Origin of the sequence: Paenibacillus glacialis (genome assembly GCF_001637205.1) — a bacterium.
In the GTDB taxonomy this organism is placed as follows: Bacteria; Bacillota; Bacilli; order Paenibacillales; family Paenibacillaceae; genus Paenibacillus_AQ; species Paenibacillus_AQ glacialis.
In genome coordinates this window covers 57,995-81,453 of sequence record NZ_LVJH01000007.1, presented here as the reverse complement: position 1 = coordinate 81,453, position 23,459 = coordinate 57,995, and the positions used below count along the sequence as shown (strand labels likewise).

Below are 23,459 nucleotides of genomic sequence, written 5' to 3'. Positions count from 1 at the left end.
TGATTTTCTATATACAACAAAGACCCTTCAATATTAGAAAGGTCCTTGCTAAAATCATATTCTGAAACGATCAATTAACGTTCACAAGCAATCAAATCTTTGTCTCTGTCACTCTTCTTATTGGCGTCATAGAGTGCCTCAGAAACAAAAGGCTTATACTTCGTTTTTCCACCTTTATTTTTGACTGAGGAAGAACGTGCCACGCCACCTTTGTACACTTTATTCAACTCTGTGCAGTTTTTATATGTAACTACCTTTTCTTTAGCTTCTGCTACGCCAGTTGAAATTGAACTGAATCCAAGAATAAGCACAAATGATACAAACATTACGAATATCTTTTTAATTACTAACACTTCCTCTCTCTTAACTCATGTAAATGTCACTATAACCTCAATACTCTTTCTCTTCAAGTTAATTAAGATATATATTTGAACACAATAACGACAACTTTCCCAGACATCATGCATGAGCAAATACAATCAAGTATGTCCTTAAAAAGGAAGGTCAGTATACTTTATCTCAGGGAAATCCTTTAATTCTATTTCAAAGACTTTCCACCATGGGTGACTCTTCGTTAACTGTAGAACACCTTCCAAATCATCCATTATTTTCTGATCTCTATTTCTAAGTCCAATTTTAATATAATTTTTCAGCGAGTAACTTATTTTCTGATAATTCAATTCATAAATCTTATCCAAGAAATATGCATAGATATAATCTTTATCCTCATCGTCTCCATTTTCTAACTTTTCGATTACCATGGTAGTCCAATGACTAAGGTCTTCAAAGTTCATTAAATGTTCTATTTCAATCCAAGTCCCAAGTGAACCTGAAATACAATCATTATTTTCTCGGTCATATTTACCCGACTTTACATTTTCAAACAAAATACTCTCAGTTCTAAGTCTTACTACCTTTTCGATTTTAATCCAATATTGAACTGGAAGTATATATAACATAGGACGTATATCATCATCTGAACTTGTAAACTTTAATTCTTCACTAATTACTTTATAAACTTGAGATATATCACTTTCTTCCATATTTTCAAAAATCGATTCCATAAAATATCTCAGATTATGTATATCACCCATATTTCGTTGCAAAATAACCTCTATGGCAATGTTTGTTCTCTGCCGTTTCGGTATTTCACTTACTAATAAATCTGAGTATACTTTACTCTTTACATAATGTTTATCGAATACCCTAGTTAAGAATATAGACTCTTCAAAATTCACTTTAGACTTATCAATCATTTTTAACAAATAATCAATAAAATAAATTATAGCATCTGCTTCAGTTTAGTATCAGTATGGCTATCATGACTTCTTGGATTTCTGATTGCTGTAAATAATCCTCTAAGTATATCTTGTATTCCCTTTTGTACGTTCTTCTCAGACTCAGTCTGTAATTTATTTAATTGTATCTTAGGATTATCACCACCAAAAGCTTGTCCTATTAAACTGGACCCGTCACCTTCTAAACTAGTTTTATTTCTAATAGTTTCCGTTAATAAATGAATGGTATCTAAAATTGCACTTGAATAACTTTCATTTCCATAATTTTTCTCTATAGCTTCCCACAAATCTTGCTGAATGTTAGTCTTCAATTCCATGAATTTTCACTCCTAATATAATTCCAACTTAATATTATGTAATAAAAAAATTTACCTTCTATTAATTATAACTCCCATTTATTGTACCATATGATGGGAAATAGGTCTGTAACGTATCGCTTCAATACTACTATCGAGTTGCTGGCTGTATGCGTTATGAGCCTTCCCTAAAATCGTATTTTCTTTGTTATCCTAGCCCCATCCCTCTCTTGATCCAACAAAAAAACCACTCATTTTGAGTGGCTAGTCCTTAAATATTATCAACGGCTTTCTGCTTATCTTCCTCACTTGGCATACTATAACGTAAAATCATATCCGCTAATTTCGCAACACTCAAAAGTGGCTTCTTATGAATCATTCTATGACAATTACTACAGAGCATTGCAATGTCTTCAATCTTTGTTTTTTCTCCTACCTTCATTTCAGAGACAAGTTTCTTATGATGACCTTCGATAAATTCAGAACCTCTTTCTCCATACTTCTCAAGGAAATCAAACCCGCAAGCTTCACAATACAAGCGTCCATTTTTTTTAATGAAAAGTTCCTTAGCATCTTTAATAAGCTGAGGCTTTCTTTCTATCTTCCTATGTAATACGTAAGCAATTCTTCCTTCTGGATATTCCTTTCCTTCATCTATTGTTTTATTAACCTGAATATTCAAGTCCATAAAATCCTGTTTTTGTATTTTCATCAACGTTTCTATTAATTGCTTATATAGAATAACATCTGCAACTACTAATATTTCTAAAGCTTCATTAACATTTAGCCCCTGAAACAACCCCTTAAAATCTTTTGTAACTCCTTTAAAATGCAGGATACTCATAGATTGATAACCAAGAGATTTACCATCATTTAATTTGAGAATATTTTTATCTAACCATCTATGGCTCCTTGAATTAAAAAGATATTCGTAAAATATGCTGTTCCTACTAACCTCATACTTGTTAAATTCACTTGAACGAGATTTATATATTGGTATCGGTAGTTCTACTTGTTGGGATTGATGATGGAATTGTTGCTGATCTTCCTTTTCTGCTTGCTGTTGAGTTTGTAAGTGATTTGCATTATTGAAGTTTAACAATCCCTCTTTGACTAGTTCTCTAACCCATTTAAAAAATGTTGAGTTTTTTTCACTTTTTGTTTCATATTCATATTCATATTTTAATTTCAAACTATGATTTTTAACTCTGTATTCAACATTTTTTATTTTTATATTTAATATAGTGTAAATTATCTTTGATGGTGATGGCATATTTACCTTAAAGTTAATACCATTACTCCTAAACAGATTCGAGTCTGTGTTACCATATCCAAGATACGAAATATAATTATCTCTTTGAGTTTGGTCAAGCGAAAAGATATTAGTTTTATTGAGACCAAATTCCTTATATTTGTCAAATTCTCTGTCACTTAGATTAAGCCAAATATCAATAATATTATCTCTGATTAATTTCTGTGGTATTTTCAATAAGTTTACTTCCCTTCGTCCCTTGAACTAGTGATATTCCAAAAAAAGCTGTACAGATGCGTAGCAACATCTTCACTATTACAGAGTTCCAATTCGCTGAATCTATCCCTTTCTGTTCATTTTGTATTTGTCATCTAACTCAATACTTTAGCTTACATCTTACCTCAAATATCATTAAGCTTTATTAGTTTGTATATCTCTCAACTTTGTTAATTAATTTATAGATTTTCAAAATTGGTTAGATCAGAACTATTGACCACAAAGTTAATTCCTGTAGTTCCATAATGATTTGTTGTCTCAATGATTAAATCAGCAACTTTTATATACTCTTTTGGTATTTTATTTTGCTTAACAAAATTTTCCCACACTCTCATCAAGACACCAGCTATTATATCAGCAATTTGAATAAAAATACTTTGTGCAGTTAACTGAGATCTTTCAAAGATAAACTCTGAAGAATCTTCAATTGAGAATTTAACTTTTTTAGACAAACTACTAGTGTAAAAGTTACTATCAAATTTAGTGTTTTTCATTAGATTAGCATATGTCAAAAAAATATGTTCAAAATTTGATTGCTCATCATGTATAAAGTCAATTTTTTCAATTTTGTTATTAACTCGATATTTTTCTGCTCTAGCAATTATATTCGTATAAGCGTGTAGGTTTGGAAGCAATCTTATTTCTTGGTTTTTCCGATTCATATCAGGGTATGGAATAAAATCTTCGTAGTTATAGTTAGCATCCGAATTTTCATATTCTTTAGCTTCTTCTAATGTATATTCAAAATGCTTTAGCAAACTTTTCCCTATATCGTCTGACTTGCTCTTCAACATCAGAATGGTACTAATCATGAAAGCATTATAATTTTCTTTATTTGGTTGTCTGCACAGCACTGAGAACAATTGATAGTGATTATTATCTAAGTTTAAAAAGAGGTAATCAGCAATAATCCTTCTTAACTCTAAATGCTTATCAGTTACCATTACATTTGTTCGTTTAAATATTGTATTTTCAATGATTTGGGTAGATAGATAATATTTCTTGTCCATTATTTCAACAAATATAGGGATTTGGTTCACAAGTAAATATTCAATCAGTTCAAGGACAAACTTAGGTTTACTACTATATAAGTTTTTCGCTTTTAATTCGTCTCCTTGAACTCTATGCTTTGTTTTTAATACTGCTAGGTAATTTTCAAGATTGTCTTTTTGAAAATCTAATATACCAATAGCCCCTAATGAAAAAATAGGCTGATTACCGAAAATATTATTCTTGTGTAATATAATTGCTTCTCCAGTATTACCGCTTTCATCAATAAAAACAGATAGGGTATTCATACAAAACTCCTTAGAATTAATTGAATATAAATAATCCTTCATATAAGAGGACAACAACCAATAAACTATTATCGCACTTAGGGCATTGCTCTTACTTTGAGCGACCCTATGAAAATTGCTATGATGCCAATTTCACTTCTTCGCAGCATGCATTAAAATCAATCGTTTATATTATTGTTTCTTTTATCGAGTTTAAACTAGGACATGAAGCCTTTCATACTCACTGGCTACTGACTTTAAAGATACATAAAGATCCTTGAGGCTTTTCATTGAAATATCTATTAAAGGTTCATACATGAAAGAATTAAGATGAATATTCTCAGGAGTCATAAGGCTAACTTGTTCAAGAACAGGCAATACATCCTTATTAGTACCAATACATGATTTATATAAAGATAGCAATCTACCAGTCTGATTCGATTTAATTTTTTCGATTTCAGAAGCATCTCCAAGGTCTAAAGTAATTCCTTTTATCATTATTTCTTCCGCTAGCAATCTTATGCCCATAGAGAAGGCAACCTTTTCTTCAAGATTGATACCAGTATCATCAGATTCATTATTAATTTTTTCTGCAACTTCTAGTATTAAACTATATATACTCTTTGATTCTCTTTGGTAAGAAATATCTTTACTAGTTATCCATACTTTATTAATAACAAGCTCTAACTCCTTCATCGTGATTTCTTTAGTTTTTCTTGGCGATCCAAACTCAACTAAATGTAACAGTGTAGTCAAAAATATATAATTTTCACAATCTTCCGACTCTACATATTCAACAATATTTCTAATAAACGGGATAGACGCAACAAGAATTGTGTCATTAGTTTCTAATTGATCCTTCCAACTTTTAAAAATATTTTTTAAATATCTTCCATTAGTTAACTCAATCCCCGATGACTTTTTCAATACCATTAAACAGTGATCTCTATCATATCCCAAAATTCTAGAACTAACTGTTCTATAAAAATCAAAATTATGCGTTAATATAATAAAGTTAAATAATCGGTGTTCAACATTTTCCTGCAAATATTCAATTATTGCATATTTATTTTTGTAATCAAAAGATTCAGCAATATCATCTGCAATAACTAATACATTTTTACCTTCTACTTTCAATGCTTCAATCTCAAAAATAATATTCATTAAATATAATGCTCTTCTTTCTCCACCACTTAATAGAGAATTGAGCTTACTTCTATCAATTTCTACTTTTTCACCATCTTCATGATATTCAAACACTAATGTTGGAACAGAATTTTTCAAGACAACTTCTTCTTGATTTTTAATAGAAACATGAAAAGGAACATAAAATCTATTGGTGAATATTTCAACTACGTGTCTCCATTTTTCATTTTCTTTAGCTGCTATTTGAATTATCTCATTAATTTGTGAAGCCGAAACTTTGTATTCAGAAACGAGAGCATTAAAATGTTCAATATTACTTTTTAATATTGTTACCCATGCATTCCTTAATAACCCATCAAAATCAACCAATTGATTAATCAAACTCGGTTCATTTTCAATCAAAATTCTAAAATTTCTTAATTGAACATTTGCGGATAACTTTTTATCTATTTGTTCGAATCTCTTCAATAATCTTGGATCTTTTAGTATTTCAGCTTTCTCAGTTTGAATTAAATCGATTAATTCTTCATTGGACTTTATTCTTTTCCCATCTCTTAATAAAAGATGATGTTCTGCTGTAAAAAAACCATTCTCATTTAAACTATCATTAATATTCTTTGCATTGTATTGATTAAATGTGCCTTTTTTCAAGAAAGTAGTTTTATCCATTAAGTTATTATACTCAGTGCTGTACTCCTTTAATAATTCAAGACTTTTGGGGTCTTTCACAAATGTAGCAACCTTATCATCAAATAATGTTGTGTAATCAATTTGAGTAAAGTCTAGTCCACTATCTTCTAGTTTATTCAAATCATTATTATGTATTTCATTTAATAGTTTCAAAAAATCAGAGTCCTGTTTATTAAATGCATACGTTATTTGACTTTCTATAGCTACCTTTGGCCCCAAGTATTCTTGCAAAGCATTAATAAAATTATCCTTTTTAATAGTAATTTCTTTTAATAGCGATATATATTTCTCTTGTAGTACCTTATTTACTAATAAATTTGATACATTTTTCGAACTGTAGCTTTCATTATATGATTCAATTACAAAGATTTCTTCAGGTTCAATACTCTGTTCATTACTTTTAATAATATTACAAGAGGATTCTCTTCCGAATATCTCCTCTTTTGGGTTTCCTCCTTCTTTTAATTGCTTAAAAGTTTTTGTGAAGGAAGTTTTCATTGAGCCATTCGAAGCGTAAATTACATAAGCTTTCTTTTTATTGAAATTGAAAGTTGTAGTAAGTGATTTAATACCATAGCAATTCTCCATATGAACACTTAACTTATCCATTCATATCCCCCTAGTTTCTTAATAGAATAGACTCTGCATGTAATGCCTATATCCATAGCTATACACAACTAAATCAAGACATTGGATTAATAGTTAAATAGTACCACATTAATTGTCGAATAAGCGTAGTATTTCGAGTAAACAGTCAAACCGACAGTCATTAAAGGAAAAATACACATATCGCTCCTGCTTATTCTTTGGATTGGTAACTAGTATACTTTTGTGCTGAAAATCAAAATTTTTTTCCAGTAAACTAAGACATTCTCCAATTCGCATCCCTGTATCAAGCAATAGACGTGCTATTACATAGTTTCTGTATCCATGAAAAGTTGAAGTTTCAAATTGACCAAAAACATTCTTAATTTCATCAGAAGATAACCTTTTCTTTTGTTTTCTTTCAATTTTTGGGTTTTCTATTTTTTCAACAATATTCTTAGGGATTTCACGTTCAACTTCAAACAGATAATTGAAAAATACTTTGATGTTCCTTACATAATTAGCAATTGTCGTAGTTGAAATTTCCTTCTTGTAATCAGTCCGATTTTCAGGATGATTATTATTCTTCGTCAGCTCATTATTTACTACAGTATACTTACCTCTTTCACGTAGGTACTTAATGTATTGACGAATATGACCTGACTGAACTTTCTTAACTTCCTCAATTTCGAAAGTATCTTTCAAATATTTAATAAAAAGTTTTAATGTCTGCTCATAGCTCGCTAAAGTCTTTCTAGATAGATTCTTACTTGAACAGTAAAGCATGAAATTGTCTAACTGAAACTCTAAATCAGTCATAAAAATACCGCCTCTTCATTGGATTTTTAGAACCCAATAAATAGACGGTATAAGTCGGTTTAACGAACAGTAGTTTATCGGCATGAGTTCACCTAAATCCGATATTTATACGCAAAATGGTTTTATGTATAAATACCCCGAAACCCTTACCCTATATACCTTTAAGACACCTTATGCTCAATTCTAAGCTTGTCAGCTACCATCGCAATGAATTCCGAGTTCGTAGGCTTAGACTTGCTTATATTGATCGTGTAGCCGAATAGGTGGCTGATGGAATCGATGTTGCCGCGTGTCCAAGCCACTTCAATGGCATGGCGGATGGCACGTTCCACTCTTGATGGCGTTGTTTTGAACTTCTCAGCGATTGCCGGATAAAGAGTTTTTGTAATCGCTCCCAAAATTTCGATGTTGTTATATACCATGGTGATACCTTCACGCAAATACTGATACCCTTTAATATGTGCAGGAACACCAATTTCATGAATGATGGATGTAATATTAGCATCAAGATTCTTTCCTTTTCCTAATGGAAGTACATTAGATCTGTGGTTAGACATGGACAAGCTTGATGAATTCACGTTCTGTTGACCCACTAATTGGCGAACACGGTTCGCAAGAACCTCCATATCAAACGGTTTCAAAATGTAATAAGAGGCTCCTAGCTGCACTGCTCTTTGGGTAATGTTCTCTTGACCAAATGCCGTCAGCATCACAACCTTAGGTTGTGGAGAGATATTCATTTCACGTAGGCGTTCAAGTACCCCAAGGCCATCCAGATGCGGCATGATGATATCCAAGATAAGTATGTCTGGCGCCTTTCTAGATTCATTGATCATATTGAGCACTTCCTCGCCATTATAGGCGATTCCGGTAACAACCATGTCCTCTTGCTCCGAAATATATTCGGCAAGTAAATTTGTAAACTCTCTGTTATCATCCGCTAACAACACTTCAATTTTTTGCACTGTTGGTTCCTCCTTGGTTTATGTTGATAATTGGCACACTGTGATCATTTTCCTCTCTAGACATAACTTTCGACATCCATTTGTTAATTCCTTCTGTCGAAAATTATTTTTGTTTATTTTTTTATTAACATCATTTATAATTAAATATTTATTTACAAAGTTAGATCTCGTTCGTTCATTTATGACAAAAAAAACCATAAGGCTAACTCGCCTTAAGGTTTTTCATTTGATTTTCTGATTTCTGCATTACACCAGAATCTTGGAGCATCCACTCAATGAAACATCCGTAACCGGATTTCGGATCATTAACAAATACATGAGTAACCGCACCAATGAGTTTACCATTCTGAACAATCGGACTTCCACTCATTCCTTGAACAATGCCGCCCGTCTTACTAATCAGTCTCGGGTCAGTGATCTTTAATACAAGACCTTTCGTAGCCGGAGCATCCTGACGTGCAACATGTACAATTTCCACTTTAAATCGTTCAATCTGCTGTCCTTCCACTACCGTCAATATTTCAGCAGGGCCTTCTTTTACTTCTTCAGCAAATGCAACCGGAATAGGTTCCTTATATAAACTATGCTCAGGATTTTGAGTCATCTTCCCAAAAATTCCGAAGTGTGTATTGCTTACAATATTACCAAGTATGTTACTTTCCTTAAGAAAATGAGCTCGTTTTTCACCTGGTTCGCCATCTTGGCTTTTAGAAATTGAAGTTACGTTTGACTGAACAATTTGTCCACTCCCTACAACGATAGGGGTTTGCGTATTCATGTCCGTGATCACATGTCCAAGAGCACCATATACGCCTTGATCTGGAGCATAGAAGGTCAAAGTTCCGACACCCGCAGCAGAATCGCGGATATAAAGACCAAGTCGCCATGCTTTGTCTTCTTCGTCATATGCAGGCGTAAGTTTCGTTGATAAGGTTAACTCGCCTCTTTTAAAGGAAATTTCAAGCTTTCTCTTACCTACTCCAGCTTCTTCAACCATCGTAGCCACTTTACTTATATCGGTTAGGGCGACACCATCCATATGTGTCATTAAATCACCTAACTGAATACCTGCATTTTCACCTGGTGAAACTCGACTGTCATTGCTAACGTTAACTAAATGATGTCCTACGACTAGAATTCCTGCTGACTTTACCTTAACCCCGATCGTTTGTCCTCCAGGAAACACTTTCAATCCAGGAACAACCTGAATTCGTACCGTTTTAATAGGAATGGTTCCGAATAATTTCAAGGTAAGTCGTGCTTTGCCACTTTGTTGTGAGCTTAGCTGCAAAGGATGATTAGGGGACACTTGTAATGTAGGACGAGTCGATCCGTTCAATTGAAGAACATCGGGTCTGTCCACAAATGCCTGTGCATTAACCGGAACGGCTAATTGAAACTTGGAATCGCCTGAAAATAACCTAACATCATTGGGCATTGCTGCATAACTGTGTACCGTTTCACTTGTACATAGGAAACACAGCAAGAAGGCTGATAATAGTCCTAATAATTTGTTCCTGAGATTGGAGTTCAATGGCTGTCACACTCCCCTGATTTCTTTCGCTTGACGAAAGTGGTCGCCGTTGCGTACCTTTAAGATAACCCCGCCCTCAGGCTTTTATTACTGTCAATCATTACTCCGTCCCCTCATCTGACAGCTTTTCTCGCTTCCGCCAACTTCAACATCTCTTGGGCATGATGACGTGTTTTTTCCGTGATTTCGACTCCACCTAACATCCTAGCTAATTCTTCAATTCGCCCTTGTTCAGACAAATTTTCTACTTGCGTCATCGTTCGCCCATCCATGATATTCTTTTCAATCAAATATTGATGATCTGCCATACAAGCGACTTGAGGCAAGTGAGTAATGGAGAACACTTGACACGTCTCAGACAACTTAAAGAGCTTCTCCGCAATCGACTGTGCCGCTCGCCCACTAACACCCGTATCCACTTCATCAAATATAAGAACAGGAATCTGATCATGACGTGCAAAGATGGACTTCATAGCAAGCATTATTCTCGAGAGCTCTCCACCTGAAGCTATCTTACCAAGAGGTCTTAAAGGCTCTCCTGGATTTGGGGATATCATAAATTCGACGTTATCCATTCCCTGCTTCGTCAATCGCACCTTGTGACCTTCCACTTCATATCCACGTGGATCTTCAAGCAGATCAAGCCTAACTTGAAGCGAGGTCCGCTCCATTTGTAGATCTTTTAGTTCGCTCTCTACTTGGGAAGCTAGCTCTTCAGCACACTTTCTTCTCGCCTGACTTAATTCATACGCCGTTTGAAGTAGACCCTCAAGCATCCCATCACGCAATTGGCGAAGGCTTTCCAGCCGTTCATCTTTATTCTCCAGCAGATCCGTTTCCTGCTTAATATTCTCATAATAATCCAGAATTTGTTCTACACTGTCGCCATATTTACGACGGAGAGTAATTATCATATCTAGACGTTGTTCAATTTCCTCTAACCGTTCAGGATTAAATTCTATATTCTCACGATAATCCCTTAACTGAAACGCAGCATCTTCAAATTGAAAATAGGCAGACTGAAGTTGGTCAAGTAAAGGCTTAAGTCCTAACTCATCATAATGAATGATATCTTTTAAAAGAGAGATCGCACTACTAATAGAACCCATACCATTGTGCCCATAAAGAATTTCATGTGCTCCTGTAACAGAGTCCATCATTTTTTCACTATGTGATAGTTTGACCCTTTCATTGGATAACCATTCATCTTCACCCGGTTTTAATTGTGCAGCTGCAATCTCTTCTAATTGAAATCGATATAAATCCAGCATCTGATATGCTTTTTGGCTAGAATTCTGTATTTCTCGAAGTTCTTTCTCAACTTTAATAAAAGCCGAATATTTCTCCTGATACCGTAGCTTTAAAGGACCAATTATATGTTCACCGTATGTATCCAGAAGATGCAAATGCCTCTCCGGCCGCAATAAGCTCTGATGCTCATGCTGACCGTGGATATTAACAAGTAGTTCACCTACTTCACGCAACATCGTAAGATTCACAAGTTGTCCATTAATCCGAGAAGTGCTCTTTCCTTGAGACGTAATTTCACGTCGAATAACCAAATGCTCTTCATGATTACCATCTATACCAATCTTGACAAGCGTATCCCACACCGGATGCCCTTCTTGGAGCTCAAACAGTGCTTCAATTTCAGCTTTATTACAGCCATAACGGATGAGATCTGCAGAACCTCTCCCCCCCGCCAAAAGACCGAGCGCGTCAATGACAATAGACTTACCTGCACCTGTCTCCCCCGTAATCACATGAAATCCCGGATAAAAATGTACGTCAATCGCTTCAATAACAGCTAAATTTCGAATGGACAACGTTACCAGCATGAACACAATCCCACCTTCGGCTCTTTACTGCCTTACTCATGAATGCCTAATATATCTATGAAATAAAACCTAACGTTTGCTTTATCACGTACACACTATCTTCCTCAGAACGACAAATCATTAGAATCGTATCATCTCCACAGATGGTACCCATGATCTGATTCCATTCCATATTATCCAACAAGACCGCAACGGAATTGGCTGTACCTGGTAAACATTTCATGACAACGAGGTTTCCAGTGTGATCTATATGCACGAAATTATCTATAAGCGCTCTTTTTAATTTCTGAACAGGGTTATAACGTTGGTCCGTCGGAAGTGAATATTTATATCTTCCATCCTCCGTTGGTACTTTAATCAGAACTAATTCTTTAATGTCTCGTGATACTGTCGCTTGCGTTACCTGAAACCCCGACTCCCTTAACGCTTCTACCAGTTCATCCTGAGTTTCAATATCGCGATGCGTAATAATATCACGTATCCTAATATGTCGCTGTCCCTTCATAAATGCCTCCTATTTGTGCTAATAATTAACTATCATATCCATTCCATTCTTCCTCATCCCACTCGAAATAGATATGTCGTATTTCTCTTTCATTTAAATCCATATATAGTACTCCCGCACAGTCTGGATAAAGGAGAAAGTAAGGTAAGAGACGATCTCTTAGAGAGCTGCCTGTCCATTCCAGTGGTAAACGTTTCTTGGCTGTCTTAACCAGATATACCGCACCTTCTTCATCGGTCACAACATAATCAATAAACAACCTACTAAAGTAATCCTCATGATCAACTTCGAAATAAAGGGGGATCTTAATTCGCCCACCCATCACTTCAAATCCTTTACTTTGCAAAAAATCCACAGCTGGATGTTCAGGGATGTAATCATTAAAGGGTATATTCAGGCTGCGATCAATGATTGGCTTCTGATACCACCTCATCAATAAAGAAATAATGCCTATAATAATAAGAATTCCTATTATAGCCATCATGAACAGATCAGCTCGTCCTCCCATGCGAATCACCTCATAGATGTATTCGTGAGCCCTTAAAAAAAACCTTTTTTCAAGTAAAATTGGCTATGCTTTTTCAAGGACGATACCCATTTCAAGCAAAGAAACCCATCTACTTAGATGAGTTCCCCTTAAACGTATGTGTCGCCTCGTTAATAACGCGGTCTATGAGATCCTTCATGCTTACGGTATCCAATAGAATTCCCTCACGATCAGACATATCCAGCTTCCAGTGGGCTAGAAATTCAATATTACCTTCACCACCCGTAATGGGTGAGAACGTTAACCCTTGCAGACGATAGCCCAACTCTTCTGCAAATGTTAGAACCGTCTTTAGAACGTCCTTATGAACTGCCGTATCACGAATTACACCTGATTTACCCACCTTATCTCGACCAGCTTCGAACTGTGGCTTTATTAAAGCTACTATACTCGAGGGTTGGCTCAATAGTGCCATTAGAGGTGGCAATATAATTCGAAGTGAAATAAATGAGACGTCAATGCTAGCAAAATTCGGAATAGGTCCTTTTAAATCTTCTGGAGTCATATATCGAAAATTTGTCTTTTCCATAACATATACCCGCTCATCGCTGCGAAGAGACCAATCTAATTGGTTGGTTCCCACATCAATCGCATATACGTTCTTAGCACCATACTTTAACGCACAGTCGGTAAAACCACCCGTTGAAGAGCCAATATCAAGCATCACAGCATCTTGGAGTTCAATTCCAAAGCTGTCGATTGCCTTCTTCAGCTTCAATCCACCCCTGCTTACGTAAGGATGAACAGCACCTTTGACCCTGATCGCAGCGTCCCTTGGAATCTTCATTCCTGGTTTCTCAATCCGCTCTTCAGCAGCAAACACTAGCCCAGCCATGATCGCTGCCTTTGCTTTTTCGCGGCTATCATATAATCCCTGCTCAACAAGCAGAATATCTATACGTTCTTTTTCCATATATTCATTCACCTGATTCTGTCTTCACGCCTTAAGACGGAAAGCTGCTTTTACCATATTCATAAGGATGAAGAGCTATAAGTTTACGTATCTCCTCACATACTGCACTTGCCGTTAAGTTAGTTTCTTCGCGTTGCTCTTTGATACTTCCGTGTTCAATAAATCGATCAGGAACACCCATAATTGAAACGGTCGTATCAAACATATGCTCATTTGCGTAAAATTCAAGAACAGCACCACCGAGACTTCCAGCCTCACATGCTTCTTCCAAGATGATCATATTCGTTCTTGATTTAGCAAGGCTGCGTAACATTTCTTCATCCACAGGCTTAAGAAAACGAGCGTTCACAACTTGTAGTTGAATTCCCTCTCGCTTAAGTAGTTCTGAGGCGTCGAGAGCCACTTGCACCATAGGGCCTACGGCAAGTACAGCGTACCCTTCTCCCTCACGAACCGTTACCCATTTCCCAATTGGAATGGATACAAGCGTCTCATCCATAGGCACACCAAGTCCATTCACACGTGGATAACGATAAGCTATAGGTCCATCATTATATTCTAGTGCCGTATACATCATGTGCCGAAGCTCATTCTCATCCTTAGGCATCATAAGAACCATATTCGGAATATGACGCATGAAAGCAATATCGTATACCCCTTGATGTGTCTCTCCATCTGCTCCAACAAATCCGGCACGATCAATAGCAAACGTTACATTGGCATTATGTCGGCAAATGTCATGCACAATCTGATCATAAGACCGTTGCATAAATGTAGAGTACACTGCGAATACAGGTTTCATTCCCTCCATCGCCAAAGCCGCACACATGGTTGCCGCATGTTGCTCTGCAATCCCCACGTCAATCATGCGATCTGGAAATCTTTCACTGAATGGAAATAGTCCCGAACCCCCAGGCATTGCTGGTGTTACGGCCACGACTCTTGAATCACGTTCTCCAAGTTCAATTAATGTTTGTGCGAACACATCCGTATACATTGGGTTTCCTACTGATTTCAGAACTTGACCGGATTCAATCTTATAAGGTGTGATACCATGCCATTTATAGGAATCCGCTTCCGCAGGTGTATAGCCTTTGCCCTTCGTTGTAAGAACATGAACAAACACAGGGCCATCTACATTATCCGCTTGCTGAAACGTATCGATTAATTTCTGAAGGTCATGTCCGTCAACTGGACCAAGATACGTAAAACCTAGTTCCTCAAAAAGAATACCTGGTACAACCATATATTTAACGCTATCTTTTAACTTCTCAACCGTCTTGGCTAATTTACCACCAATCGCTGGAATTTTCTTAAGCATGCCTTCAACTTCGTCTTTTGCTCGTAAATAGTGACGATCTGAACGTAACTTGCTTAAATAATTATGCATAGCGCCTACATTGGGTGCAATAGACATCTCATTATCATTTAGGACCACCATTAATTTCTTCTGTGCATGACCAATATGATTTAGCGCCTCAAATGCCATACCACCTGTTAATGCACCATCTCCAATAAACGCAACAACCTTGTTGTCTTCGCCTTTAAGATCTCTAGCAAGAGCCATACCCATGGCAGCGGATAGAGATGTACTACTATGACCGGCTTCCCAGACATCATGTTCACTTTCTGACCTCTTCACGAACCCACATAATCCATTATATTTACGTAATGTATCGAATCGATCCATACGACCAGTAAGTATCTTATGGACGTATGCTTGATGTCCTACATCAAATAAAAACTTATCTTTCGGGCTGTTATAACAGTAATGAAGAGCAAGCGTTAGTTCCACCACGCCCAAATTCGATGCGAGATGCCCTCCTGTAACAGACAACTTCTCAATCAGAAACTGTCTGATTTCAGCCGCCAGGGCAGTTAGTTCGTCAACCGAAAGTGACTTCAATTGTTCTGGATGTTTCAATTGTGGAAGCTTCACTTAAATCTCCCCACTTTTCTTCTATAGGATTTGTTAATGTTGAGATTGGAAATCTTTCCGCTCATTATATCACAAATGAACCTTACTAATAAAATTAGCAGTCTTAATGATCCCGATTGACCAAATAATCTGCAATTTCCAGAAGACGTTCTGGATGAGGGAAACCAGCCTCTATAATTACTCTCTTAGCTTCATGGGTCAATCTTGCGACTTCCAACTTCGATTCATCAAGACCAATAAAGTAAGGATAAGTCACTTTATCTTGTTTGACATCACTCTGAGTCTTTTTACCAAGCTTAGCTTCGTCACCAATTAGATCAAGAATATCATCTTGAATCTGGAAGGCTAGTCCAATGTGGTGACCAAATGAACGAAGTGCTGTAATCTTAGCTTCATCAGCCCCTGCAATTCGTCCCCCTGCAATTAGAGAGAATATAAACAGATCACTCGTCTTGTGGGTATGTATATACTCAAGTTGGGATATGCTCGTTAGGCCCTGTTCCCCTTCCATGTCCGCGACCTGACCACCAACCATGCCTCTAGGTCCAGCCATTTCAGCCAAATCCTCAACAATAGCAAGAACCCTATCTGAAGGAATACCATGCTTACGTGCAATCTGAGCTAAACTAAAAAAGGCATGCGTAAGCAGTCCATCTCCCGCAAGGATGGCCATGGCTTCACCATACACTTTATGATTTGTAAGCTTCCCACGACGATAATCGTCGTCGTCCATTGCTGGAAGATCATCATGGATAAGCGAATATGTATGAACCATTTCAACAGAACAAGCTGCTTCTATCGCTACTTCACGTCGTCCCCCAAGAGCTTCACAAGCTGTAATAACTAACAACGGTCGTAAGCGTTTTCCTCCTGCAAGTAGGGAATAGGTCATCGATTCCTTTAGATTAGAAGGAACATCCCAGTTGGATGGGAATATCTCCAACAAGGATGATGTGATCAGATCCGATATATCTTCAATATAATCATTTAATGAAGGTTGATTACTCAATGGATTCACCACTTTCTGAATCAAGTGAAGCACCAAATGGCTTTTTCCGAAGCTCGCCATCTTCCTCCACAATCATTTCTATTTTGCGTTCAACCTGTTCCAGCTTCTGACTGCATAACTGAGATAAGCCCATCCCTTTTTGAAATAACTCAATCGCTTTTTCCAAAGGAACGTCCCCATGCTCAAGCTCGTCTACAATTTCTTCTAGCTGGCTCATTGCTTGTTCAAAATTAAGTTCAGTGACCTTCGCCATGACTTTGCTCATCCTCCTTGATTGCCCATACCTGACAATCGAATTGACCATCATTGACTCTTATCTTCACCAAATCTCCAAGCTGTACATCGCTTATCGATTTAATCAAACGTTTCTCATGTTCGTCATAAACAAGACTATATCCCCTAGACATGACCTTCAATGGACTAAGAGCATCCAGTTGTCTTACCGCAGAACCGAGTTGTGTCTGATTTCCTTTCAGAATAGATAACATAGCCAGCTGAAGCTGACGCTGACTTTTTTCTCTACTCTTTTTAGCGGAAGACACTTGCTCTTTCGGATTGAATCGTAACAAGCTGTGATGGATTCGGGATTTTCTTTCCTTATTAAGCTTTACACTAGAACGAATCGATCGTGTAAGCCCTTGCTGTAGCCTATCCAGCCGCTCCGTATGTTGCAGTAAAGTTCTGCGAGGATGAACCAACACAGGTGAACGTTGTAGCGCTGCTAGCCGCTCACGACCATGTTGTACTCGTTGATTCAAAGCCTGTCGTAACTGACGTTCTCTAAGATTCAGAGTAGCCTTAATTTCTTCTACATTGGGTACGGCAAGTTCAGCTGCTGCCGTAGGAGTCGCCGCCCTGAGATCAGCAACGAAATCGGCAATCGTGAAATCCGTTTCATGTCCCACTGCAGAAATGATTGGAATCACGGATCGAAAAATAGCTCTAGCAACCATTTCCTCATTAAAAGCCCACAATTCCTCTAACGAGCCGCCACCTCTACCCGCAATGATTACATCGACTTCTGCCATACTATTCAAAGCCTCGATTGCTTTCACGATAGATGGAGCAGCTCCTTTACCTTGCACAAGCACAGGATAAAGGATGATGTTTACTTGGGGATACCGCCGCTTCAGCGTAATGATAATATCCCTTACCGCTGCTCCTGTTGGAGACGTGATTACGCCGATTGTCTTTGGGTAGTCAGGTATTAGACGCTTTCGCTCAGACGCAAATAACCCTTCGGACTCTAATTTCTTCTTTAGCTGTTCATAGGCAAGATATAAGCTTCCGATACCATCAGGCTGCATATGTGTCGCGTAGAATTGATACTGTCCATCTCGTTCATAGACAGTAACATTCCCTCTGGCGATCACCCGCGAACCTTCCTTCGGTATGAAAGGTAATTTTTGATTGTGAGATCCAAACATAATAGCACGTATACGGCTACTCTCATCTTTCAATGTGAAATACATATGTCCGCTAGAATGGTGAGTGAAATTAGATATTTCCCCACGAATCCATACATCAGACAACAATGAATCCGAATCCAGCTTCATCCGGATGTATCGGTTCAGATCTTTAATGGATAATACATTCTGCTGGTCCATAACAAACCCCTTTAAGCCAATTTATGATGACGTTTAGCCGCAATCAACGTATTCTGCATAAGCATTGTAATTGTCATCGGACCAACGCCTCCAGGAACGGGTGTAATAGGTCCTGACACTTCTTTAACACTTTCAAAATCAACATCACCAGCAAGTTTACCATTAGGAAGTCTATTCATCCCAACATCGATAACAACTGCTCCTGGTTTCACATAACTTGCATCAATAAAGTTAGCTCTTCCGATAGCTACGACTAGAATATCGCCTTGTCTCGCAATTTCAGCCATATTAGCTGTACGTGAATGACACATCGTAACGGTAGCATTCTCCCGTTGAAGCAATAACGATACAGGCTTACCAACGATATTACTTCTTCCAATCACGACAGCATGCTTACCTGACATTTCAATGCCGGCACGCTTTATCAGTTCAATAACACCCGATGGTGTACATGGAAGGAGACTATCATCACCGATCACCAAGTTACCTACGTTAATGGGGTGAAACCCATCCACGTCTTTTTCCACCGAGATCGCATTAATAACAGCCTTTTCTTCAATATGCCCAGGAAGTGGTAGTTGTACAAGTATGCCATTGATATTGTCCTGATGATTAAGCTTATCCACTAATGTCAGCAATTCTTCTTGCGTAGTCGTCTCCGATAGACGGTGTACTTCAGAATAATAGCCTAGGTCATGACAAGCTTTCTCTTTATTACGGACATAGACTTGAGAGGCAGGGTCTTCCCCCACCAATACGACAGCAAGTCCTGGAACAACGCCTTTATTTGAAAGTTCCTTTACTTCATTAGCTAATGAACCACGGATTTCATCTGATACCTGTTTCCCATTAATAATCGTTGCTGTCATTACACTCTCTCCCCTTATGTTTAAGTATAATTAGGAATTCTAGGAACGTTTCTCTTTAAGTTCATCCAAATCACCAATCATTTTACCTAATACACCATTTACAAACTTACCTGAATCCTCTGTTCCAAAATGTTTCGCAAGATCAATCGCCTCATTGACAACCACTTTCGCTGGAACGTCTTCTTGATATACCATTTCATAAGTCGCTAATCGCAATACTTGACGATCTACGCGAGATAAACGGCTCATTTGCCATCCAACTAAATAATGCCCCAGCAATTCGTCAATCGCAACTTTATTACTCCAAGTCCCGTTCACTAGCTCAAGAACATATTCCTTTAGTTTGATTTCATCTTTGATGACTCTTTCCGTCTCATTCTCTTCAGAAGCTTCCTCCAAAAGGATCGATACAGCTTCTTCACTTTCAACTAAGTTCATTTCCATTTGGTACAAGCTTTGTACTACGATTTCTCTTGCCACACGTCTTTTCATAATTATCTGTTCCTCCTGAATATCTTGTATTGCGTTCATTTTGTCTTATAACAGAACCTATCATGTTGTCATTTCAGGTTTCAGATGTGTTTCTTCGTGAAATATTAACAAAGTATAACGTAAAACTTATACTTTCTTAATATTCACAAAAAAAACCCCGGAAAACTTTCTCCAAAAAATGGGCCTGGCGAAGCTGTAGCTCTTTTTCTTAGAGAAAGCATATCACAGGGTTCATTTGAAAGGGCGCCACCGTTCCGATAACCATTGCACAGCTTCCCTCAATTGAAAGAAGGAACCCTGTTGCAAATCTTTTCTTTTACCGAAAGTGTACCCAATGAACACAACCAATGCAAAGAACAACATATCCCAAAAACCAGATATCAAATAAATAATACCAAATAAAACCCCACCCATAATACCGACAATGCGTCCTCTGTGACTCCCCCACATTTCTTTCCAAAGCATCGGGAAATCCACCTCTATTCCACTCTACTCTTAAAGCTTGGTGATTGAGCAACGTTAGCTATAAATACCGACACATCCGACACCGGAATCCCAGTGGTTTCTTGCAAATAATCATGGACTTGTTTCTGTATATCAGAGGATAAGACAGGGATGGAAAATTCACCATCCACAACAGCACGAATCTCAATCGTAATACCTGCTTGATTCACCTTGATACGGGCTTTCAAGTCTCTTACACCTCGTACTTTAGATGCTGCCTTGAGACATAAATTCTCAATCGTTTCTACTGAAATTTGAATATCTCCAAACTCCGTTCGCTGATCAATGGAAGGAATACTATTCCGATCTTTACGAATAGAGATATAGAAGAAACGAATACTTAGAAGAAATAATATCACCAACACAACAATCGTCGAGATGAACACACGGTAATCCGAGTCATCAATCCAGTTAGATGGTAAAACACCACTGAGTTTGAGGATGGCAGCTACTGAAAGAATAGCAATACTCAAGCTATATATAAACAGCAGAAGTCTATCAAGTATTTTAGCCACGAAACAACCCAACCTCCTAAAATTATAGTAAACCCTCGACAAGAAATGTCGGGGGTTCGAATGCCTATCATAGTCTATTATTTAACCCGGTGGTGGCTAACATCAACGTCTTCGCTCTTATCCACTACTTTAAAAATAACATCATGAATATGCACGTTCACTTCAATTACGGTTAGTCCTGTCATATTCTCGATAGAACGTTTAACATTAGTCTGAATTTGAGTAGCTACTTCAGGCAGACGATAACCGTATTCTACGATGACGGATACATCAATTGCAGCTTCGCGTTGGCCAACTTCAACCTTAACACCTTTAGATTGATTCTTACGCCCTAAAAGTTCTGCAATACCACCTGCAAATCCTCCACTCATGCCAGCTACACCTTTAATTTCAACTGTAGCTAATCCAGCAATAACCTCAATGACTTCAGGAGCAATTTGGATCTCACCGATATCCGTTCGTTCAAATTCGTTCGGTATTGTACTCATAATGACCTTATCACACCCTTCAAGTAAATTCTTTAGCATTAATAGATAATCGCATAGCACTTACTAGGCATGCAAATTTTGTTATCCATACTATATCATTTAGGGTTCATTAAGACAAACAAAGTTCAAGAAATCAAATCTCGTTCTCTTCAAGAAACTTGATGTCGAAATCCCCTTCGATGAACGTAGGATGTTTCAAAAGTTTTTGGTGAAATGGGATCGTTGTATGAATTCCCTCCACCATAAATTCGGATAATGCACGTTTCATTTTTGCGATAGCTTCTTGTCGTGTTGGTGCCCAGACGATCAGCTTAGCAATCATAGAATCATAATACGGTGGAATCGTATACCCTTGATAAGCTGCACTATCGATTCGAACACCAGGACCACCGGGAGGAAGATAAAATAAAATCTTTCCAGGCGCAGGCATAAAGTTTTTATCAGGATCCTCTGCGTTAATCCGGCATTCGATAGCCCACCCGTTAATCACAATATCTTCTTGTCTGAAAGAAAGAGAATGCCCTTCTGCTACAGAGATCATTTCCTTAATGAGATCTACACCAGTCACTAATTCTGTCACAGGATGTTCAACCTGAATACGTGTATTCATCTCCATGAAATAGAATTGCCCATCATCTCCAAGCAAGAATTCAAGCGTTCCCGCTCCCGAGTACTGAACTGACTTAGCAGCTCGAATAGCAGCTTCACCCATCCGTTCACGTATTTCTGGGGAAAGTATAGGACATGGAGCTTCTTCTAGCAACTTCTGTCTACGACGTTGTATAGAACAATCTCGCTCTCCTAAATGCACCACATGACCATAATTATCAGCAATAATCTGGATTTCCACATGTTTCATTCCGGTCAAATATTTCTCTAAATATACACCTGCATTGCCAAAAGCTTTCTGAGCTTCTTGCTGAGCTGCAGTTATTTGCTTAATTAGTGAGTCTTCATCTTCCGCGATACGTATCCCTTTACCTCCGCCACCAGCGGTTGCTTTGATAATGAGTGGATAGCCAATATCACGACCAAGAATAATCGCCTCATCTAGACTATCTACTATCCCATCAGACCCTGGAATTACGGGTACACCGGCTTCCTTCATGGTCAGTTTAGCAACGGATTTATCACCCATTCTATTAATAGCATCTGCTGAAGGACCGATAAATGTAATGTTGCACGATTCACAGATCTCCGCGAAATCCGCATTCTCTGCTAAAAATCCATATCCAGGGTGAATTGCATCACACCCTGTAAGTGTAGCAACACTCATGATATTAGTAACATTCAGATAGCTATCTTTTGATAGTATAGGTCCAATACAATATGCTTCATCAGCTAGACGTACATGCAAAGAATCTTTGTCTGCTTCTGAATATACTGCAACCGTTGATATGTCAAGTTCTCGACAAGCCCGGATAATACGAACCGCGATTTCTCCGCGGTTCGCAATGAGCACTTTATGAAATTTCATTGCAAGTACCATCCTCCTCAAAGTTTTCCGTAGGAAAACTCTCTTCGTAAGCATTAACTCAAAGTTTTCCGTAGGAAAACTCTCTTCGTAAGATTATTGTAGTAACGTCCTACTCCGTTTTCACCAAGAATAAAGGCTGTCCATATTCGACCAATTGGCCATTTTCAACCAACACCTCTACAATTTGTCCTTTTATTTCAGCTTCCAATTCATTCATTAACTTCATAGCTTCTATGATACACACCGTTGATTTCAAGTCTACTTTATCTCCACTACTTACAAAGGGAGCATCATCAGGAGAAGCAGATCTGTAGAATGTTCCCACCATAGGGGAAACAATTTTATGTAATGAGGATGATAAATCTGCTGATGTCGACTGACCAGTCGAACTTAGATCAGATCCCTGCTCTGTAGGATGCAGCATCGGCTGAACATGTAATGGTGCCGTTGGATATGCTTGTGGGATGGATTGTTGATAATGTGCAACTTCCTTCCCAGGTTTACGAATGGATACACGAGTACCTTCCATCTCAATCTCCAACTCTTGAACAGATGTTTGGTCTACTAACTTGATCAATTCCTTAATCTCACTCAACTTAAACATTGTCAATTCACTCC

Annotated in this window: 24 protein-coding genes; all 24 read right to left on the bottom strand. The window is 37.7% G+C overall.

Annotation, left to right across the window (positions count from 1 at the left end):
- Positions 1-74 precede the first annotated feature (74 nt).
- A complete protein-coding gene (locus PGLA_RS05745; protein WP_145939490.1) occupies positions 75-326 on the bottom strand; it encodes an excalibur calcium-binding domain-containing protein in 252 nt (83 codons plus the stop codon).
- A 165-nt stretch (positions 327-491) separates the two neighbouring features.
- Complete coding sequence (locus PGLA_RS05740) at positions 492-1,256, bottom strand: hypothetical protein (protein WP_068530082.1); 765 nt, start codon at positions 1,254-1,256, stop codon at positions 492-494.
- A gap of 26 nt (positions 1,257-1,282) precedes the next feature.
- The gene (locus PGLA_RS05735; protein WP_068530079.1) at positions 1,283-1,615 is read right to left on the bottom strand and encodes a TIGR02391 family protein; all 333 of its coding nucleotides are present in this window, start codon (positions 1,613-1,615) and stop codon (positions 1,283-1,285) included.
- 250 nt (positions 1,616-1,865) lie between these two features.
- The gene (locus PGLA_RS05730; protein ID WP_068530070.1) at positions 1,866-3,083 is read right to left on the bottom strand and encodes an HNH endonuclease; all 1,218 of its coding nucleotides are present in this window, start codon (positions 3,081-3,083) and stop codon (positions 1,866-1,868) included.
- Between the two features lie 218 nt (positions 3,084-3,301).
- Positions 3,302-4,420 carry a DUF3800 domain-containing protein gene (locus PGLA_RS05725; RefSeq protein ID WP_068530068.1) on the bottom strand — a complete coding sequence of 373 codons (1,119 nt, stop codon included), beginning with the start codon at positions 4,418-4,420 and terminating at the stop codon, positions 3,302-3,304.
- A gap of 192 nt (positions 4,421-4,612) precedes the next feature.
- The gene (locus tag PGLA_RS05720; RefSeq protein ID WP_068530065.1) at positions 4,613-6,844 is read right to left on the bottom strand and encodes an ATP-binding cassette domain-containing protein; all 2,232 of its coding nucleotides are present in this window, start codon (positions 6,842-6,844) and stop codon (positions 4,613-4,615) included.
- Between the two features lie 108 nt (positions 6,845-6,952).
- Positions 6,953-7,639: a tyrosine-type recombinase/integrase gene (locus PGLA_RS05715; RefSeq protein WP_068530062.1), complete on the bottom strand. Its 687-nt coding sequence runs from the start codon at positions 7,637-7,639 to the stop codon at positions 6,953-6,955.
- A gap of 161 nt (positions 7,640-7,800) precedes the next feature.
- Positions 7,801-8,604, bottom strand: a complete 804-nt coding sequence (gene spo0A, locus PGLA_RS05710; protein WP_068530059.1) for a sporulation transcription factor Spo0A — start codon at positions 8,602-8,604, stop codon at positions 7,801-7,803.
- Between the two features lie 202 nt (positions 8,605-8,806).
- Positions 8,807-10,138, bottom strand: a complete 1,332-nt coding sequence (gene spoIVB, locus PGLA_RS05705) for a SpoIVB peptidase (protein ID WP_068530057.1) — start codon at positions 10,136-10,138, stop codon at positions 8,807-8,809.
- A 113-nt stretch (positions 10,139-10,251) separates the two neighbouring features.
- The gene (gene recN / locus PGLA_RS05700) at positions 10,252-11,976 is read right to left on the bottom strand and encodes a DNA repair protein RecN (protein ID WP_068530055.1); all 1,725 of its coding nucleotides are present in this window, start codon (positions 11,974-11,976) and stop codon (positions 10,252-10,254) included.
- A gap of 55 nt (positions 11,977-12,031) precedes the next feature.
- Entirely contained in the window at positions 12,032-12,481 is a 450-nt protein-coding gene (ahrC, locus tag PGLA_RS05695; protein ID WP_068530052.1) for a transcriptional regulator AhrC/ArgR, read from the bottom strand.
- Positions 12,482-12,506: 25 nt separating this feature from the next.
- A complete protein-coding gene (locus tag PGLA_RS05690) occupies positions 12,507-12,989 on the bottom strand; it encodes a hypothetical protein (protein WP_068530049.1) in 483 nt (160 codons plus the stop codon).
- Between the two features lie 109 nt (positions 12,990-13,098).
- Positions 13,099-13,941, bottom strand: coding sequence for a TlyA family RNA methyltransferase (locus tag PGLA_RS05685; RefSeq protein ID WP_068530046.1), 843 nt, complete (start codon positions 13,939-13,941; stop codon positions 13,099-13,101).
- A gap of 31 nt (positions 13,942-13,972) precedes the next feature.
- Positions 13,973-15,880, bottom strand: a complete 1,908-nt coding sequence (gene dxs / locus PGLA_RS05680) for a 1-deoxy-D-xylulose-5-phosphate synthase (RefSeq protein WP_068530043.1) — start codon at positions 15,878-15,880, stop codon at positions 13,973-13,975.
- A 103-nt stretch (positions 15,881-15,983) separates the two neighbouring features.
- A complete protein-coding gene (locus PGLA_RS05675; RefSeq protein WP_425415355.1) occupies positions 15,984-16,859 on the bottom strand; it encodes a polyprenyl synthetase family protein in 876 nt (291 codons plus the stop codon).
- A gap of 22 nt (positions 16,860-16,881) precedes the next feature.
- Positions 16,882-17,142 (bottom strand): exodeoxyribonuclease VII small subunit, encoded by a 261-nt coding sequence (xseB, locus tag PGLA_RS05670; protein ID WP_068530037.1) that lies wholly within the window; start codon positions 17,140-17,142, stop codon positions 16,882-16,884.
- Complete coding sequence (gene xseA / locus PGLA_RS05665; RefSeq protein WP_068530031.1) at positions 17,126-18,496, bottom strand: exodeoxyribonuclease VII large subunit; 1,371 nt, start codon at positions 18,494-18,496, stop codon at positions 17,126-17,128. The genes xseB and xseA overlap by 17 nt, the downstream gene beginning before the upstream one ends.
- Before the next feature lie 11 nt (positions 18,497-18,507).
- Positions 18,508-19,365, bottom strand: a complete 858-nt coding sequence (folD, locus tag PGLA_RS05660) for a bifunctional methylenetetrahydrofolate dehydrogenase/methenyltetrahydrofolate cyclohydrolase FolD (protein WP_068530029.1) — start codon at positions 19,363-19,365, stop codon at positions 18,508-18,510.
- A 39-nt stretch (positions 19,366-19,404) separates the two neighbouring features.
- Positions 19,405-19,857, bottom strand: a complete 453-nt coding sequence (nusB, locus tag PGLA_RS05655; protein WP_068530027.1) for a transcription antitermination factor NusB — start codon at positions 19,855-19,857, stop codon at positions 19,405-19,407.
- 231 nt (positions 19,858-20,088) lie between these two features.
- The gene (locus PGLA_RS05650; protein WP_068530025.1) at positions 20,089-20,322 is read right to left on the bottom strand and encodes a DUF2273 domain-containing protein; all 234 of its coding nucleotides are present in this window, start codon (positions 20,320-20,322) and stop codon (positions 20,089-20,091) included.
- 14 nt (positions 20,323-20,336) lie between these two features.
- Complete coding sequence (gene amaP, locus PGLA_RS05645) at positions 20,337-20,876, bottom strand: alkaline shock response membrane anchor protein AmaP (protein ID WP_068530023.1); 540 nt, start codon at positions 20,874-20,876, stop codon at positions 20,337-20,339.
- A gap of 77 nt (positions 20,877-20,953) precedes the next feature.
- Entirely contained in the window at positions 20,954-21,364 is a 411-nt protein-coding gene (locus PGLA_RS05640; RefSeq protein ID WP_068530020.1) for an Asp23/Gls24 family envelope stress response protein, read from the bottom strand.
- A 133-nt stretch (positions 21,365-21,497) separates the two neighbouring features.
- Complete coding sequence (gene accC, locus PGLA_RS05635) at positions 21,498-22,841, bottom strand: acetyl-CoA carboxylase biotin carboxylase subunit (protein ID WP_068530017.1); 1,344 nt, start codon at positions 22,839-22,841, stop codon at positions 21,498-21,500.
- Positions 22,842-22,950: 109 nt separating this feature from the next.
- The gene (gene accB, locus PGLA_RS05630; RefSeq protein WP_068530013.1) at positions 22,951-23,445 is read right to left on the bottom strand and encodes an acetyl-CoA carboxylase biotin carboxyl carrier protein; all 495 of its coding nucleotides are present in this window, start codon (positions 23,443-23,445) and stop codon (positions 22,951-22,953) included.
- Between the last annotated feature and the right edge of the window lie 14 nt (positions 23,446-23,459).